Source organism: Pseudomonas triclosanedens (genome assembly GCF_026686735.1).
Classification (GTDB): domain Bacteria; phylum Pseudomonadota; class Gammaproteobacteria; order Pseudomonadales; family Pseudomonadaceae; genus Pseudomonas; species Pseudomonas triclosanedens.
In genome coordinates this window covers 4,724,295-4,740,940 of the sequence record NZ_CP113432.1, presented here as the reverse complement: position 1 = coordinate 4,740,940, position 16,646 = coordinate 4,724,295, and the positions used below count along the sequence as shown (strand labels likewise).

15 protein-coding genes are annotated in these 16,646 nt (G+C 63.7%); 12 read left to right on the top strand and 3 right to left on the bottom strand.

Features of this window, described 5'->3' with window-relative positions:
- The first annotated feature begins 14 nt into the window (after window positions 1-14).
- The 4 genes from guaA (at window position 15) to OU419_RS21930 (ending at window position 5,454) form a co-directional block, all read left to right on the top strand.
- On the top strand, window positions 15-1,592 hold the full coding sequence (gene guaA, locus OU419_RS21945) for a glutamine-hydrolyzing GMP synthase (RefSeq protein ID WP_254470643.1): 1,578 nt from the start codon (window positions 15-17) through the stop codon (window positions 1,590-1,592).
- Between the two features lie 312 nt (window positions 1,593-1,904).
- Entirely contained in the window at window positions 1,905-3,308 is a 1,404-nt protein-coding gene (locus OU419_RS21940; RefSeq protein ID WP_254470644.1) for a multicopper oxidase family protein, read from the top strand.
- The gene (gene tadA / locus OU419_RS21935; protein WP_302328844.1) at window positions 3,296-3,829 is read left to right on the top strand and encodes a tRNA adenosine(34) deaminase TadA; all 534 of its coding nucleotides are present in this window, start codon (window positions 3,296-3,298) and stop codon (window positions 3,827-3,829) included. The genes OU419_RS21940 and tadA overlap by 13 nt, the downstream gene beginning before the upstream one ends.
- 368 nt (window positions 3,830-4,197) lie before the next feature.
- Window positions 4,198-5,454, top strand: a complete 1,257-nt coding sequence (locus OU419_RS21930) for an aromatic amino acid transport family protein (RefSeq protein ID WP_254470645.1) — start codon at window positions 4,198-4,200, stop codon at window positions 5,452-5,454.
- Between the two features lie 62 nt (window positions 5,455-5,516).
- Here OU419_RS21930 and mltF read toward each other — a convergent pair whose 3' ends face one another.
- Window positions 5,517-6,989, bottom strand: a complete 1,473-nt coding sequence (gene mltF / locus OU419_RS21925; RefSeq protein ID WP_254470646.1) for a membrane-bound lytic murein transglycosylase MltF — start codon at window positions 6,987-6,989, stop codon at window positions 5,517-5,519.
- Window positions 6,990-7,278: 289 nt separating this feature from the next.
- Between mltF and purL the strand changes: the two genes are divergently transcribed.
- From purL to OU419_RS21910, 3 genes are all read left to right on the top strand, one after another.
- Window positions 7,279-11,175, top strand: a complete 3,897-nt coding sequence (purL, locus tag OU419_RS21920) for a phosphoribosylformylglycinamidine synthase (protein ID WP_254470647.1) — start codon at window positions 7,279-7,281, stop codon at window positions 11,173-11,175.
- Between the two features lie 86 nt (window positions 11,176-11,261).
- The gene (locus OU419_RS21915; RefSeq protein WP_254470648.1) at window positions 11,262-11,534 is read left to right on the top strand and encodes a CDGSH iron-sulfur domain-containing protein; all 273 of its coding nucleotides are present in this window, start codon (window positions 11,262-11,264) and stop codon (window positions 11,532-11,534) included.
- A gap of 199 nt (window positions 11,535-11,733) precedes the next feature.
- On the top strand, window positions 11,734-12,051 hold the full coding sequence (locus OU419_RS21910; protein WP_254470649.1) for a Nif3-like dinuclear metal center hexameric protein: 318 nt from the start codon (window positions 11,734-11,736) through the stop codon (window positions 12,049-12,051).
- A 50-nt stretch (window positions 12,052-12,101) separates the two neighbouring features.
- Here OU419_RS21910 and OU419_RS21905 read toward each other — a convergent pair whose 3' ends face one another.
- Together OU419_RS21905 and OU419_RS21900 are read right to left on the bottom strand one after the other, a co-directional pair.
- The gene (locus OU419_RS21905) at window positions 12,102-12,602 is read right to left on the bottom strand and encodes a L,D-transpeptidase family protein (protein ID WP_254470650.1); all 501 of its coding nucleotides are present in this window, start codon (window positions 12,600-12,602) and stop codon (window positions 12,102-12,104) included.
- A gap of 52 nt (window positions 12,603-12,654) precedes the next feature.
- Window positions 12,655-13,206 carry an NUDIX hydrolase gene (locus OU419_RS21900; protein WP_254470651.1) on the bottom strand — a complete coding sequence of 184 codons (552 nt, stop codon included), beginning with the start codon at window positions 13,204-13,206 and terminating at the stop codon, window positions 12,655-12,657.
- A gap of 139 nt (window positions 13,207-13,345) precedes the next feature.
- On the opposite strand from OU419_RS21900, the gene OU419_RS21895 reads away from it, so the two are divergent.
- Genes OU419_RS21895 through OU419_RS21875 form a run of 5 tightly spaced genes read left to right on the top strand, consistent with a single transcriptional unit; the run spans window position 13,346 to window position 16,636 of the window.
- A complete protein-coding gene (locus OU419_RS21895; RefSeq protein WP_408004905.1) occupies window positions 13,346-13,942 on the top strand; it encodes a CoA pyrophosphatase in 597 nt (198 codons plus the stop codon).
- A 41-nt stretch (window positions 13,943-13,983) separates the two neighbouring features.
- Entirely contained in the window at window positions 13,984-14,511 is a 528-nt protein-coding gene (locus tag OU419_RS21890) for a gamma carbonic anhydrase family protein (protein WP_254470652.1), read from the top strand.
- On the top strand, window positions 14,504-14,692 hold the full coding sequence (locus tag OU419_RS21885) for a DUF1289 domain-containing protein (RefSeq protein ID WP_254470653.1): 189 nt from the start codon (window positions 14,504-14,506) through the stop codon (window positions 14,690-14,692). Before OU419_RS21890 ends, OU419_RS21885 begins: the two co-directional genes overlap by 8 nt.
- A gap of 37 nt (window positions 14,693-14,729) precedes the next feature.
- Window positions 14,730-15,911, top strand: a complete 1,182-nt coding sequence (gene purT, locus OU419_RS21880; protein ID WP_254470654.1) for a formate-dependent phosphoribosylglycinamide formyltransferase — start codon at window positions 14,730-14,732, stop codon at window positions 15,909-15,911.
- The gene (locus tag OU419_RS21875; RefSeq protein ID WP_254470655.1) at window positions 15,908-16,636 is read left to right on the top strand and encodes an SGNH/GDSL hydrolase family protein; all 729 of its coding nucleotides are present in this window, start codon (window positions 15,908-15,910) and stop codon (window positions 16,634-16,636) included. Before purT ends, OU419_RS21875 begins: the two co-directional genes overlap by 4 nt.
- Window positions 16,637-16,646: the final 10 nt, after the last annotated feature.

Sequence of the window (16,646 nt, the reverse complement as noted above, 5' to 3'; positions counted from 1 at the left end):
TACGAGAGATGGTCATGGCCCAAGACATTCACGCTCACCGGATCCTGATCCTGGACTTCGGCTCCCAGTACACCCAACTGATCGCCCGCCGTGTTCGCGAGATCGGCGTGTACTGCGAGATCCACCCGTTCGACATGTCCGACGACGAGATTCGCGCCTTCGCTCCGCGCGGCGTCATCCTGGCCGGCGGCCCGGAGTCGGTGCACGAGGCAAACAGCCCGCGCGCGCCCAAGGCGGTGTTCGAACTCAATGTGCCGCTGTTCGGCATCTGCTACGGCATGCAGACGATGGCCGAGCAGATGGGCGGCAAGGTGCAGGGTTCCGACCTGCGCGAGTTCGGCTATGCCCGCGTCGATGTGGTCGGCAAGGCGCGCCTGCTGGATGGTATCGAGGATCACGTCGATGAAGACGGTGTGCTCGGCCTCGATGTGTGGATGAGCCATGGCGACAAGGTCACCGAGATCCCGGCTGGCTTCCACATCCTCGCCAGCACCCCGAGCTGCCCGATTGCCGCGATGGCCGATGATGTCCGTGGCTACTACGGCGTACAGTTCCACCCGGAAGTGACCCATACCAAGCAGGGCGGTCGTATCCTCTCCCGCTTCGTGCTGGACATCTGCGGCTGCGAAGCCCTGTGGACTCCGTCCAACATCGTCAACGACGCCATCGCCACCGTGCGCGCCCAGGTCGGTTCGTCCAAGGTGCTACTGGGCCTGTCCGGCGGTGTGGACTCCTCGGTGGTCGCGGCGTTGCTGCACAAGGCGATCGGCGACCAACTGACCTGTGTGTTCGTCGACAATGGCCTGCTGCGCCTGCACGAGGGCGACCAGGTGATGGCCATGTTCGCCGAGAACATGGGCGTGAAAGTGATTCGCGCCAATGCCGAAGACAAGTTCCTCGGCCGCTTGGCCGGCGTCGCCGATCCGGAGCAGAAGCGCAAGATCATCGGCAAGACCTTCATCGAGGTCTTCGACGAGGAAGCCACCAAGCTGCAGGACGTGAAGTTCCTGGCCCAGGGCACCATCTACCCTGACGTGATCGAGTCGGCTGGCGCCAAGACCGGCAAGGCCCACGTGATCAAGTCGCACCACAACGTCGGCGGCCTGCCGGAAGACATGCAGTTCGAACTGGTCGAGCCGCTGCGCGAGCTGTTCAAGGACGAAGTCCGCAAGATTGGCCTGGAACTGGGCCTGCCCTACGACATGGTCTACCGCCACCCGTTCCCGGGGCCGGGCCTGGGTGTGCGCATCCTCGGCGAGGTGAAGAAGGAGTACGCCGACCTGCTGCGCCGCGCCGACCACATCTTCATCGAAGAGCTGCGCAACTTCGACTGGTACCACAAGACCAGCCAGGCCTTCGTGGTGTTCCAGCCGGTGAAGTCCGTCGGTGTGGTCGGTGATGGCCGTCGTTATGCGTGGGTCGTTGCCCTGCGTGCCGTGGAAACCATCGACTTCATGACCGCACGCTGGGCACACCTGCCGTACGAGCTGCTGGAGAAGGTCTCGAACCGCATCATCAACGAGATCGAAGGCATCTCCCGCGTCACCTACGATGTGTCGAGCAAGCCGCCGGCAACCATCGAGTGGGAATGATCGGGGCTGCTTGAAACCTGATGACGGGGCACTGCGCGAGGCGTCCCGGCTCCCGAGTGTGAGATCGTGCACAGGTTTTAACATCCCCTTAACGAAGCGGGCGGCAAGCTTGCCGCTTTCTTCGGCAGGCGAGGGCGGATGTGCGTCCGTCCTTGACCTGGCGCATGAGAGGCGTTCGCATCCTCATGCACTGTTGCCCCTGCAGTAGATCAGCGAGCAGCCAGCCAAAAGAGCTGGCGCCGGGCGCAGATTGCGCCGATTCCGTGAAAGCCGATGGGGTTGCATGTCCCTTGTTCGAGGAGTCTGGATCCCATGTCGTTTACCCGTAGACAAGTACTCGGCGGCCTCGCCGGCCTGGCCGTTGTCGGCCTGGGCGCCGGTGGTGCGCGCATCTGGCTGGCGCGCCCGCAGGTGGCTGCCGAGCATGACTATGAATTGATCGCCGCGCCGCTCGATCTGGAGCTGGTGCCAGGCCACAAGACTCCGGGGCTGGCCTATGGCGGGCAGGCGCCGGGCGTGGAGATTCGTGCGCGCCAGGGCGACTGGCTACGCGTTCGCTTCACCAACAAGCTGGACCAGCCGACCACCATTCACTGGCATGGCATCCGCCTGCCGATCGAAATGGATGGCGTACCCTACATTTCCCAGCCGCCGGTACAGCCGGGCGAAAGCTTCATCTATCAATTCAAGACGCCAGACGCCGGCAGCTACTGGTATCACCCGCACCTGATGAGCAGCGAGCAACTGGGGCGCGGCCTGGTAGGCCCGCTGATCATCGACGAGCGCGAGCCGACCGAGTTCGCCAGCGAGAAGGTTCTCAACCTGAAGACCTGGCATGTGGATGAGGAGGGGGCTTTCACGCCGTTCAGCGTTCCGCGCGAGGCGGCGCGGGAGGGCACGCGCGGGCGCCTGTCGACCATCAATGGTGAGCATCTGCCGGTGATCGAACTGCCGGCGGGCGAGATCGTCCGCGTGCGTATCCTCAACCTCGACAACACCGTGACCTACCGCCTGAACCTGCCGGGAGGCGAGGCGAAGATCTACGCCATCGACGGCCATCCGGTGGAACCGCGTCCCTTCGGTGCCAGCGCCAAGGATCAGTACTGGATCGGGCCGGGCATGCGCCTGGAGCTGGGGGTGCGCGGTCCGGCGGAAGATACCGAGCTGTCATTGCGTAACGGTCCGGTGCGCCTGGCGACCATCCGCGGCGTGGCCAATCCCAAGGCGCCCACCGCCAATTGGCCGGCGCCGCTGCCGCACAATCCGGTGGCCGAGCCGGACATGGCCAATGCCGAAACCATCAACTTCAAGTTCGAGTGGGTCGGCGCCATGTCCGACTACTCCAAGGGCCAGTCGGCGCCTTCGCTGTGGCAGATCAACGGCGTGGCCTGGCAGGGCGGTGAGGAGCACAAGCACAACGCGCCGCCGCTGGCCAAGCTCAAGGAAGGCAAGAGCTACATCTTCGTGCTGCGCAACATGACCCAGTACCAGCACCCGATCCACCTGCATGGCATGGCATTCAAGGTGCTGGACTCCGATCGTCGGGACATCATTCCGTATTTCACCGATACCTACCTGCTGGGCAAGAATGAGACGGCACGTGTGGCGCTGGTGGCGGATAACCCCGGCTTGTGGATGTTCCATTGCCACGTGATCGATCACATGGAGACAGGACTGATGGGAACCATCGCGGTGGGTGAGGCATGGTGCGGCTGACCAACAGCAAGGGGCATCCGACCGTGAAGGGGCTGCGGCCGGTCATTGACCGCAGTCAGGACATCCCCTTCATGCGCGAGGCCATGTTGCTCGCCGAGCAGGGCGCAGCCCTGGGCGAAGTGCCGGTGGGCGCCGTGCTGGTGCTGGATGGCAAGGTGATCGGCCGAGGCTTCAATCGGCCGATCACCTCCCACGACCCCAGCGCCCATGCCGAGATGGTCGCCATCCGCGAGGCCGCTGCTGCCACGCAGAACTACCGGCTGCCAGGCGCCACGCTGTACGTGACCCTCGAACCCTGCAGCATGTGCGCCGGGCTGATCGTCCACTCGCGCATCCAGCGCGTTGTATACGGTGCCACCGAGCCGAAGTCGGGCGTTGCGGTCAGCCGTGGAGCCTTCTTCGAGCAGGACTTTCTCAACCACCGGGTGCTGGTGGAAGGTGGGGTACTGGGCGAGGAGTGCAGCGCGATGCTGTCGGCCTTCTTTAAGGCGCGGCGTGCAGCAGCTCGTTTGGATGATTGAGGTGTTCGAATCGGTGAACGGCTCCGTTTCTCGCTTCGCTGCTGCGATCTGTTGGGTATTCCTTTTATTTCAGTAACTTGCTGTAAAGATTAAGCGCCTGTTTCTACGCCTAAAGTCTTAGTTGTGGTTCCGGCTGCTGGTTTTTCGTGTGTTATTTTGCACGCCCGCCCTCGTGGCGGCGCTGACAGGCGCGCAAGTCCAACAACAAAAGCCAGGACGCCTGCGGCACTCCAACGATTCATGCTGCCCATGAACGACCCGGAGGCGTCCCTGTTCCTCGCTGTTCTGCAATGCCGTTGCCCTGTAGGTCATCAGCACGCTGAAGCTGGTCGCCCCGGTGCTCGTCATTAACATGTAGAGGACTTGTTATGAGCCAATCCGGGAACACGCCGTTCCAGGGCACCATCGCCAGCGAGGCGGTGGATTCGTCAGGCCTTGAGGTCAAGCGCCTGAGCTTCCTCGAAGCCGTGGCGATGATCGTCGGCACCAACATCGGTGCGGGCGTTCTGTCCATGGCCTACGCCAGCCGCAAGGCCGGCTTCATGCCACTGCTGCTGTGGCTGGCGGTAGCGGGCATCTTCACCACCATCTCGATGCTCTACGTCTCCGAGACAGCCCTGCGTACCCGCACTCACAATCAGTTGAGCGGACTGGCGCAGCGCTATGTCGGCTCCTTCGGTGCCTGGGCGATCTTCCTGTCGGTAGCGGTCAACAGCATCGGTGCGCTGATTGCCTACATGAGCGGCAGCGGCAAGATTCTCGCGGCGTTCTTCGGCATCAGCCCGGCACTGGGCAGCCTGCTGTTCTTCGTTCCCGCCGCCGCCGTGCTCTACATGGGCCTCGGGGCCATTGGCAAGGGCGAGAAGTTCATCAGCATCGGCATGGTCACCATGATCGTGATTCTGGTCGCCGCTACCCTGCTGAACGACAACACCGAGTTCCAGCGCCTGCTCGAAGGCGACTGGATCTACATGGTGCCGGTGTTCAACATCGCGGTGTTCTGCTTCTCCGCCCAGTACATCGTGCCGGAGATGGCGCGCGGCTTCAGCCATGCGCCCAGGCAACTGCCCAAGGCGGTTATCACCGGGATGCTGACGACTTTCATCCTGCTGAGCATCGTGCCGATGTCGGTGATTGCGCTGACCGGCCTGGAGAACCAATCCGAGGTCGCGACCCTGGCGTGGGGCAAGGCGTTGGGGCAATGGGCGTTCTTCACCGCCAACACCTTCGCCCTGTGTGCCATGCTCACATCCTACTGGGGGCTAGGCGGCAGCTTCCTGACCAATATCTTCGACAAGTTCCACAAACTCGGCCCGGAGAACCAGCCCAGGACCCGCCTGCTGGTGCTGGCCATCGTGGCGCTGCCGCCATTCGTGCTGGCCTATAGCGGTCTGGTCGGCTTCGTCAACGCGCTGTACTTCGCCGGTGCCTTCAGCGGTGTGATTCTGTCGATCATGCCGATCCTGATGCTGCGTTCGGCGCGTAAGAATGGCGACTTCGAGCCTGCCTGGAAATGCGGCTGGATCGCCAACCCGGCAATCCAGGCGGTGATCGTGCTGATCTACCTGTCCAGCGCCGTCTACGCGATCTGCAGTGCGCTGAACCTGCTGCCCTCGGGTTGGTAGCGCGCTGTCCTGCGAAACGAAAAAGCCCGGCTGATGCCGGGCTTTTTCATGTCCGTGGTCCGCTAGAGCTTTTCATCCTGCGGGTTGTCCTGGGGCTTGTTCTTGTTCACCCCCGGCAGGTGCAGGCCGCTCTCGGCGAGCTGGCTGCCTTCCATCTGCGGCTGGGTCACCCAGGTGAGGATGTCGTAGTAGCGGCGCACGTTCTGCACGAAGTGCACGGTCTCGCCGCCACGCGCGTAGCCGTAGCGAGTCTTGCGATACCAAGCCTTCTGCGACAGGCGCGGCAGCATCTTCTTTACATCGAGCCACTTGTTCGGGTTCAGTCCTTCCTGTTCGGCCAGCTTGCGTGCGTCGTCCAGATGGGCGCCGCCGATGTTGTAGGCGGCCAGGGCGAACCATGTGCGGTCCGGGTCCTTGATGCTCTCGGGCAGTTCGTCCTTGATCTGGATGTAATACTTGCTGCCGCCCTGGATGCTTTGCTTGGCGTCCAGACGATTGGCCACGCCCATCGCCTGTGCGGTGCGGTTGGTCAACATCATCAGGCCGCGTACGCCGGTCTTGGAAGTCGCGTCGGGCTGCCACATGGACTCCTGGTAGCCGATGGCCGCCAGCAGGCGCCAGTCGGCCTCGAGCTTCTGGCCGCTCTGGCGGAAGTGCGGTTCGTACTTGGGCAGGCGTTGCTGCAGGTGCTGGGCGAAGGTGTAGGCACCGACGTAGCCGAGTACGTCGACATGCCCATAGTAGCGGTCCTTCAGGCGTTGCAGCAGGCCGTCCTGCTTGGCCTTGTCGAGGAAGGCGTTGACCTTGTCGATCAGGCTGTTGTCATCTCCGGCGGGCAGCGCCCAGGCCAGACCGCGGGAGTCGCCAAGGTCGAAGGCTACGCGCACGTTGGGGAAGTAGACCTGGTTCATCGCCAGTTCGTTTGAGTCCACCAGAGTCAGGTCGATCTCGCCGACATCCACCATGCGCAGCAGATCGACCATTTCGTCGGCGTCCGACTCGCGGTATTCCAGCTTCGGGAACTGCTTCTTCAGTTCGGCCAGTTGCGCGGCGTGGCTGCTTCCCTTGAGCACGACTATGCGCTTGCCGACCAGGTCTTCCGGGCGGGTGGGGCGTTGTGCGCCGTTGCGATAGACGACCTGCGGGGTGACATCGAGGTAGGAGTGCGAGTAGCGCACCTGACCGCTGCGATCGCCGCCGGGGGTCAGGCCCGCGGCGGCGAGGTCCGGGCCGCCATCGTGACCGAGCTGGTCGTAGAGATCCTCGATGTTGTCGGCGGTCTCGATCTCCAGCTTCACGCCCAGGCTGTCGGCGAAGCGCTTGGCCAGCTCGTATTCGAAGCCGGTGTCGCCGTTGCGGTCCTGGAAGTAGGTAGCGGGGCTGTTTCGGGTGATCACGCGCAGGACACCGTCCTTCTGCACGCGCTCAAGGGCCGTCGGGACTTTCGCCTCGGTACAGCCGGAGAGCAGCAGAAAGATACAGGTCGCCAAGAACCAGGCGGTGCAACGCACGCGGGACACAGTCAGGGCAAGCATCGGGGCAGTATACGCAAAGGCAGTTGTGCGCCATATCTCGACAGGTTGCTGCATCTCTGCTAGCTGATCTGCCGTTCGTCGGCATCCTTGCAGCGGAAGGCCGCGCCACGGGGGCTCGCTCCAGGCCGCTCGAAGCCGTTCGAAGATGAATGGGCCGATCCGCGGGAGCAACGGCGAGGATGCTGCTGGAATGGTGCCGTCGCCCTGCTGTTTACGATAGAATGCACGGCCTCTGTGGGCCGCCCCGTCCGGCCCGCACACTTCCCCGTCTCCAGAGGCTGTTCCGACAATGCTGATCCTGCGCGGTGCTCCCGCCCTTTCCGCTTTCCGCCACGGCAAACTGCTCGACCTGCTGACTCAGCAGGTGCCCGCCGTCACCGGGCTGTATGCCGAGTTTGCGCACTTCGCCGAGGTCACCGGAGCCCTCAACGCCGAGGAAGAACAGGTTCTCGCCCGCCTGCTCAAGTATGGCCCTAGCGTACCGGTGCAGGAGCCCAGCGGTCGCCTGTTCCTGGTGGTGCCGCGCTTCGGCACCATCTCGCCGTGGTCGAGCAAGGCATCGGATATCGCCCGCAACTGCGGCCTGGCGAAGATCGAGCGTATCGAGCGCGGCATCGCCTATTACGTCAGCGGCGAGCTGAGCGAGGCCGACGTGCAACAGATCGCGGCGCGCCTGCACGACCGCATGACCCAGCTTGTACTCAATGAGCTGGAAGAAGCTTCCGCCCTGTTCAGTCACGCCCAGCCCAAGCCGTTGACCGTGGTGGACATCCTCGCCGGCGGCCGCGCCGCGCTGGAGAAAGCCAACCTCGAGCTGGGCCTGGCCCTGGCCGAAGACGAGATCGATTATCTGGTGAAAAGCTTCGTCGAGCTGGGCCGCAACCCGCACGATGTCGAGCTGATGATGTTCGCCCAGGCCAACTCCGAACATTGCCGCCACAAGATTTTCAACGCCAGTTGGGACATCGACGGCCAGGCTCAGGAGAAGAGCCTGTTCGGCATGATCAAGAACACTTATGAAATGCACCGCGAAGGCGTGCTGTCCGCATACAAGGACAACGCCGCGGTCATGAAGGGCTACGTCGCCGGCCGCTTCTACCCGAATGCGGACACCCGCGAGTACGGTGCCAGCGAGGAGCCTGTACACATCCTGATGAAGGTGGAGACCCACAACCACCCGACCGCTATCGCACCGTTCCCCGGCGCCTCCACCGGCTCCGGCGGCGAGATCCGCGACGAAGGCGCGACCGGCCGTGGCGCCAAGCCCAAGGCGGGCCTGGTCGGCTTCACCGTGTCCAACCTGAACATCCCCGGTTTCGAGCAGCCGTGGGAAGTGCCCTACGGCAAGCCCGAGCGCATCGTCACTCCGCTGGACATCATGATCGAAGGCCCGCTGGGCGGCGCCGCGTTCAACAACGAGTTCGGCCGTCCGAACCTGGCTGGCTACTTCCGTACCTTCGAGCAATCCATCGCCACCCCGCGCGGCGATGAAGTTCGCGGCTACCACAAACCGATCATGATCGCCGGCGGCATGGGCAACATCCGCGAAGACCACGTGCAGAAGGGCGAGATTTCGGTCGGCGCCAAGCTGATCGTGCTCGGCGGCCCGGCCATGCTCATCGGCCTGGGCGGCGGTGCCGCCTCGTCGATGGCCACTGGCGCTTCCGCCGCGGACCTGGACTTCGCCTCGGTGCAGCGCGAGAACCCGGAAATGGAGCGCCGCTGCCAGGAGGTCATCGACCGCTGCTGGCAGATGGGCGACAACAACCCGATCAAGTTCATCCACGACGTGGGCGCGGGCGGCATCTCCAATGCCCTGCCGGAACTGATCAACGACGGTGGCCGCGGTGGCCGCTTCGAGCTGCGCGCCGTGCCTAACGACGAGCCGGGCATGAGCCCGTTGGAAATCTGGTGCAACGAATCGCAGGAGCGCTATGTCCTGTCCGTGGACGCCGCCGACTTCGAAACCTTCAAGGCTATCTGTGAGCGCGAGCGTTGCCCGTTCGCCGTAGTTGGCGAGGCCACCGAGGAGAAACAACTGACGGTTGCCGACAGCCACTTCGGCAACAAGCCGGTGGACATGCCGCTCGACGTGCTGCTCGGCAAGCCGCCGCGCATGCACCGTTCGGTCAGCCGCGAAGCCGAACTGGGCGACGATTTCGCCGCCGCCGGCCTGGACCTCACCGAGTCCACCCAGCGCGTGCTGCGTCACCCGGCCGTGGCGAGCAAGAATTTCCTGATAACCATCGGCGACCGCACCATCACCGGCCTCGTCGCCCGCGACCAGATGGTCGGCCCGTGGCAGGTCCCGGTGGCCGATTGTGCCGTCACCGCCACCAGCTTCGACGTCTATACCGGCGAAGCGATGGCGATGGGAGAGCGTACGCCGCTGGCGCTGATCGACGCGCCGGCCTCCGGCCGTATGGCGATTGGCGAGACCATTACCAACCTCGCCGCTGCCAGTATCGACAAGATCTCCGAGATCAAGCTCTCCGCCAACTGGATGGCTGCTGCCGGCCACCCGGGCGAGGATGCGCGCCTTTACGACACCGTCAAGGCCGTCGGCATGGAGCTGTGCCCGGCGCTGGGCATCACCATCCCGGTGGGCAAGGACTCCATGTCCATGAAGACCCGTTGGCAGGATGGCGACGCCGAGAAGAGCGTGACCGCGCCGATGTCTCTGATCATCTCCGGCTTCGCGCCGGTCAATGACATTCGCAAGACACTCACTCCGCAACTGCGCCTGGACAAGGGTGAAACCGACCTGATCCTGATCGACCTGGGCCGTGGCAAGAACCGCATGGGCGGCTCGATTCTCGCGCAGGTCAACGGCCAGATCGGCCGTGCCGCACCGGACGTCGACGATGCAGAAGACCTGAAAGCCTTCTTCGCCGTAATCCAGGGCCTGAACGCCGATGGCCACCTGCTGGCCTACCACGACCGCTCCGATGGCGGCCTGATGGCCACCGTGGCCGAAATGGCCTTTGCCGGCCATTGCGGACTGGATCTGCGCCTCGACGCGTTGGCCGATAGCCGCGAAGAACTCATCGCCGTCCTGTTCAACGAAGAACTCGGCGCGGTGATCCAGGTGCACGAAGGCGCCACGCCGGAAGTCCTGGCCCAGTTCAGCGCTGCCGGTCTGGAAGATTGCGTGGCAGTCATCGGTCAGCCGGTGAATGGTGCCGATATCGAGCTGTCGTTCAACGGTGAGCGCGTATTCGCTGACCAACGCCGCAACCTGCAGCGTATCTGGAGCGAAACCAGCTACCGCATCCAGCGCATGCGCGACAACGTCGACTGCGCCGACCAGGAATTCGACGGCCTGCTGGAAGAAGACAATCCGGGGCTCTCGGTGAAGCTCAGCTTCGACGTCAACGAAGACATCGCCGCACCGTACATCAAGAAAGGCGTGCGTCCGCAGGTTGCGATCCTTCGCGAGCAGGGCGTCAATGGCCAGGTGGAAATGGCCGCGGCCTTCGACCGCGCCGGCTTCGCGGCGGTGGACGTGCACATGAGCGATATCCTGTCCGGCCGGGTCAGCCTGGAGCAATTCAAGGGCCTTGTGGCCTGCGGCGGCTTCTCCTACGGTGACGTCCTCGGCGCTGGCGAGGGCTGGGCCAAGTCGATCCTGTTCAATGCCCGTGCCCGCGAAGGCTTCCAGGCCTTCTTCGAGCGCAAGGACAGCTTCGCCCTGGGCGTGTGCAACGGTTGCCAGATGATGTCCAACCTGCACGAACTGATCCCCGGCACCGAGTTCTGGCCACACTTCGTGCGCAACCGCTCCGAGCAGTTCGAAGCGCGCGTGGCGATGGTTCAGGTGCAGGAGTCGCAGTCGATCTTCCTGCAGGGCATGGCCGGTTCGCGCCTGCCGATCGCCATCGCCCACGGCGAAGGCCATGCGGAGTTCGAAAGCGAGGAGGCGCTGCTGGAGGCCGACCTGTCCGGCACTGTGGCGATGCGCTTCGTCGACAACTACGGCAAGGTTACCGAGTCCTACCCGGCCAACCCCAACGGCTCGCCGCGCGGTATTACCGGCCTGACCAGCCGCGACGGCCGTGTGACCATCATGATGCCGCACCCGGAGCGTGTGTTCCGTGCCGTGCAGAACTCCTGGCGTCCGGACGAGTGGGAAGAGAACGGCGGCTGGATGCGCATGTTCCGCAACGCCCGCGTCTGGGTAGGTTGATTCACGGCGCGGGCGTCAGCCTGCGGCAATGAGCGAGGGGAAAGCCGGGGAAACCGGGCTTTCCCCTTTTTCATGGCGGATCGGAAATGAGCGACGAAGAGCGCGTGGTACAGGTGTTGCCGGAGGTCCGTAGCGTCCGCCCTGGCGATCGGTTGCGGCTATGCCGTTGCGGTCGTTCGGCCTGCCTGCCGGATTGCCGGGATGGCTGCGAGGCGGCGCTGGAGCTTGAGGTTCGGCGTGAGCGTCATCTGTTGCTGTGCCGTTGCGGACGCTCGGCCAGGTTGCCGTATTGCGATGGCGCGCACGCACCCGATGCTCGGAGCTTCAGAGAGCGCTTGCAGCGTTTCTTCGGACGTTGAGCTGAGATAAGAACGATGCCGTTCACATTTTTCAGACAAAGTGCCGTTCAAGCGAAGCAGTGCCTCCTGGGCGGTCGAACTTTCCCGATGACTCGCAAGTCATAAGAGGCAATGTGCCACTATTTGTGGCAGCATTTGTCACACGTGGCATCAATTGCCAGCATTCCTCTGTTTCGATCTCCCTGATTCGGAGCATCTGATGTACAAACTTTGCTTTTATGTTCCAGAGAGTCATCTGGAACCGGTCAAGAAGGCGGTATTCGCTGCTGGTGCAGGGCGCATCGGGGCCTATGACAGTTGTTGCTGGCAGGTTCTGGGGCAGGGACAGTTCCGGCCGCTGCAGGGTAGCAATCCCTTCATCGGTCAGGCCGGTAGTATCGAGCAGGTCGCGGAGTGGAAGGTCGAGATGGTCGTCGCCGACGAGTTGATCCACGACTCGGTGAAGGCGCTGAAAGCTGCCCATCCCTATGAAACACCGGCCTTCGAGGTTTGGCGATTGTCGGACATGGTGTTTTGACCGACATTAAAAAAGGCGCCTTCGGGCGCCTTTTTCGTTTCTGGAGATGGTCAGGGACGGATTTCGATCAGCGTACCGTCCTTGACCAGGCTCCAGACCTCGCGCATGTCTGAATTGGTCATGGCGATGCAGCCGTTGGTCCAGTCCAGGGTGGAGAAGTACCACTCCGGGTAATCGTCATCCATCGGCGTACCGTGGATCATGATCATCCCGCCCGGTGACAGGTTCTTTTCGCGGGCCTTCGCCACGTCGCGCGCGTTGGGGTAGGAAATGTGCATGGAGAGGTTGTACTTGTCGCTGGTCTTGCGCCAGTCGACCCAGTAGAAGCCTTCCGGCGTGCGATTGTCGCCCTCGGCGAGCTTCGGGCCCTGCGGGCGCTTGCCCAGGGACACCCGGTAACTCTTGAGAATCTTGCCGTTGCTCAGGAGGTGCAGCTTGCGCTCGGACTTGAGCACGAGAATCTTGTCGATCCGACCGTCGAGCGTAGGCGTCGCATTGGCGTGTGAGAACGCTGCGAAGGTCAGACAGAGTACGGCGATCAGCCAGCGCATCGAAACGTGTTCCCCAGTGATCCTAATGCCTTGGAGGCGGTATTCAGGTCTTTTAGTTCTTTTTCTGTGCCAGCATCGGTGCGATGGCTTCATTGCGTACCGGGAAGCTCCGTTCGAGCCGGTCCGCGAAGTAGCATTCTAAGGTACGGCCCACCGTGGGGAAAGCCAGCTCGCTCCACGGGACGTCGGATTCTTCGAACAAGCGAACCTCCAGGCTTTCCTCGCCGGCGGCGAAGTCGGCATCGGTCAGTTCGGCACGGAAGAACATGTACACCTGGCTTATGTGGGGCAGGTCGAAGAGGGTATAGAGCTGCAGGCTGTGGACTCGTGCGCAGGCTTCTTCGAGGGTTTCCCGGGTGGCGGCCTGTTCGAGGGTCTCGCCGTTCTCCATGAAACCGGCGGGCAATGTCCAGAAGCCCTGGCGAGGCTGGATGGCGCGGCGGCAGAGGAGGATGCGCCCATCCCAGACCGGCAGGCATCCGGCGACGATCCGAGGGTTCTGGTAATGCACGGTATGGCACTGGTCGCAGACGTAGCGCGGACGATTGTCGCCGCCGGGGATGCGCAAGCTCACGCTGGCGCCGCATTGACTGCAGAATTTCATGCCGGTTCCTTGTTCTGATATTGGCGCATCTTGCGCGCTGCGCCTTGTTAGCAGCAAGGGGCGGGGCTTGGGCAGTTCAAGCTTTCGTGCCATGATCCTTCAATTAGAAGAATCGGCCCTTTCCCGCAGGATGTTCGGCATGCTGGACCAGCTGCGCCAACGCATACAGGCGCACACGCCTCGCGATCTCCAATCGGACCACAGCTTCCCGGAAGCGGCGGTCCTGCTACCCATCACTCCCCATGAAGAGCTGGTGCTCACACTCCGGGCGACGGGATTGTCCACCCACAGCGGCGAGGTGGCGTTTCCGGGTGGCCGGCGCGATCCCGAGGATGTCGACCTGATCCACACCGCCCTGCGCGAGGCGGAGGAGGAGATCGCCCTGCCTCCGGGGCTGGTGGAGGTGGTCGGCCCGCTGAGCACCCTGGTTTCCCGGCACGGCATCCTGGTCAAGCCATTTGTCGGTTTCGTCCCCGATTTCGTCGAGTATCGCCCCAACGACGGCGAGATCGCCGCGGTATTCAAGGTGCCGCTGGAATTCTTCCGTGCCGATCCTCGGGAAACCACCCATCGCATCGATTACTTCGGTCGCAGCTGGTACGTTCCAAGCTATCTCTACGAGGGATACAAGATCTGGGGCTTGTCCGCGATCATGCTGGTCGAGCTGGTAAACCTTCTGTACGACGCCCGCATCGATCTTCACCAGCCGCCGGCGCAGTTCATCAAGCTGAGCTGAGCTTCCCATAACAATGAGCGGCCCCGCCTGAGGAGAATTCCATGAAATACCGCCTGGGCTCGTCCCGAGTCGAAACCCATCCGGAAAGCTGGGTCGCACCCAATGCCACCCTGGTCGGCAAGGTGCGGCTCGATGCCGGCGCCAGCGTGTGGTTCAACGCCGTGCTGCGCGGCGATAACGAGCTGATCCACATCGGCGAGCACAGCAACGTGCAGGATGGCACCGTGATGCACACCGACATGGGCTTCCCCCTGAACATCGGCAAGGGTGTCACTATCGGTCACAACGCCATGCTTCACGGCTGCTCGGTGGGCGACTACAGCCTCATCGGCATCAACGCGGTGATCCTCAACGGGGCGAAGATCGGCAAGTACTGCATCATCGGCGCCAATGCACTGATTCCCGAAGGCAAGGAAATTCCTGATGGCTCGCTGGTCATGGGCTCGCCCGGCAAGGTCGTGCGTGAACTGACCGAGCCGCAGAAAAAGATGCTTGAAGCCAGTGCCGCCCACTACGTGCACAACGCCCAGCGTTACGCACGCGATCTGGCCGAGCAGGAAGATGACTGAAGAACGTCCCGTGGCGTCGCCCTGCGTGCATGTCTGCGCGCTGGACGACGCCGATATCTGCCTGGGCTGTCAGCGCAGTGCCGACGAGATTACCCGCTGGGGGCGCATGGCCAACGCCGAGCGCCGCGAGGTACTCAGGCGTTGCGAACAACGCGCCCGCGAATCGGGCGTGCTGAGTTAGCCCGCCTGCCGAATTCCTGATGCTTGAGGTTCATGCAATGCCCCGTATTGGAACGCCCCTGTCGCCCAGCGCGACCCGTGTACTGCTCTGTGGCTCCGGCGAGCTGGGCAAGGAAGTGGTGATCGAGCTGCAACGTCTTGGCTGCGAAGTGATCGCCGTCGACCGCTACGAGAATGCTCCCGCCATGCAAGTGGCTCATCGCAGTCACGTGATCAGCATGCTTGACGGCGCGGCCCTGCGCTCGGTGATCGAGCGGGAGAAGCCGCACTACATCGTGCCCGAGATCGAAGCCATTGCCACCGCGACCCTGGTGGAGCTGGAGAGCGAAGGCTACACCGTCATCCCCACCGCCCGCGCCGCGCAACTGACCATGAACCGTGAGGGCATCCGCCGTCTGGCTGCCGAGGAACTGGGCCTGCCAACCTCGCCATACCACTTTGCCGATACTTACGACGAGTACGCCGCCGGCGTTGCCGCAGTGGGCTATCCGTGCGTAGTCAAGCCAATCATGAGCTCCTCGGGCAAAGGCCAGAGCGTGCTGAAGTCCGACGCCGACCTGAAGGCTGCCTGGGACTATGCCCAGGAGGGCGGCCGCGCCGGCAAGGGGCGGGTCATCGTCGAAGGCTTCATCGACTTCGACTACGAGATCACCCTGCTGACCGTGCGCCACGTCGTTGGCACCACGTTCTGCGCCCCTATCGGGCACCGTCAGGTGAAGGGTGACTACCACGAATCCTGGCAGCCGCAAGCCATGAGCGCGAAGGCGCTGGCCGAATCCGAGCGCGTCGCCCGGGCGGTCACCGAGGCGTTGGGCGGCCGTGGCCTATTCGGTGTGGAGCTATTCGTGAAGGGCGATGACGTGTGGTTCAGCGAGGTATCGCCCCGTCCGCACGATACTGGCCTGGTGACGCTGATTTCCCAGGATCTCTCGGAGTTCGCGCTGCATGCCCGCGCCATCCTCGGCCTGCCGATACCGGTGATTCGCCAGCTCGGCCCGTCGGCCTCGGCGGTGATTCTTGTGGAAGGCAAGTCCGACCAGGTTACCTTCGGCAACCTTGGCGCGGCCCTGAGCGAGCCCGATACCGCGTTGCGCCTGTTCGGCAAGCCGGAAGTCGACGGTCAACGGCGCATGGGCGTTGCGCTGGCGCGCGACGAGTCCATCGAGGCCGCGCGTGCCAAGGCGACTCGCTCGGCCCTGGCGGTCAGCGTCGAGCTGTGAGGCGCTGGGCGGGGCTGGTCTGGTGGGTGGCGGCAACGCCTCTGCTGCCGCTGGTCCTGCCCCTGGCCGTGCACACCCGGCGCACGGCCTTGCGTTTGTCGCCCGCAGCCGGCGTGGTCAGTGGGCGTGCCGGTGACGAACATGCCGGCGAGGCGATGCGCGTGCTGCTGCTTGGCGAGTCCACGGTCGCGGGGGTCGGTGTGTCCTGCCTGGAGTTTGCCCTGGCAGGCCATCTGGCTCGTGGGCTGGCCGGGCGCCTGCGGCGTCCGGTGGCATGGCATGCGCTGGGCGAAAACGGCATCACCGCCGGCCAGGCGTGCCAGCGGCTCCTTCCGCTGACGCCAGAGCCGCTGCCGGACCTGGTTGTGCTGGTGTTCGGCGTCAACGACACCACCGGCCTCAGCTCGTCCCGAGTTTGGCTGGGCGCGGTCGGGCAACTGATCGATCACTATCGCCGCTCGGGGGTTCGGGTTGTCTGTACGGCGGTGCCGCCGTTGCAGCATTTCAGTGCCTTGCCCTGGCTGCTGAGGCAGTTGCTGGGTTGGCGTGCCAGCCTGCTCGATCGTGAGCTTCGCCAACTGGCGGAGGAGCAGGGAGCGGGGCATTGCTCGATCGGCCTGCCGATGCAGCCCCAATACCTCGCCATCGACGGCTACCATCCTTCCGCGCTGGGTTACCAGGTCTGGGGCGAGCATCTGGCGGAGTGGCTGGTCTCCCGGAACTGAGTGTGCCGGA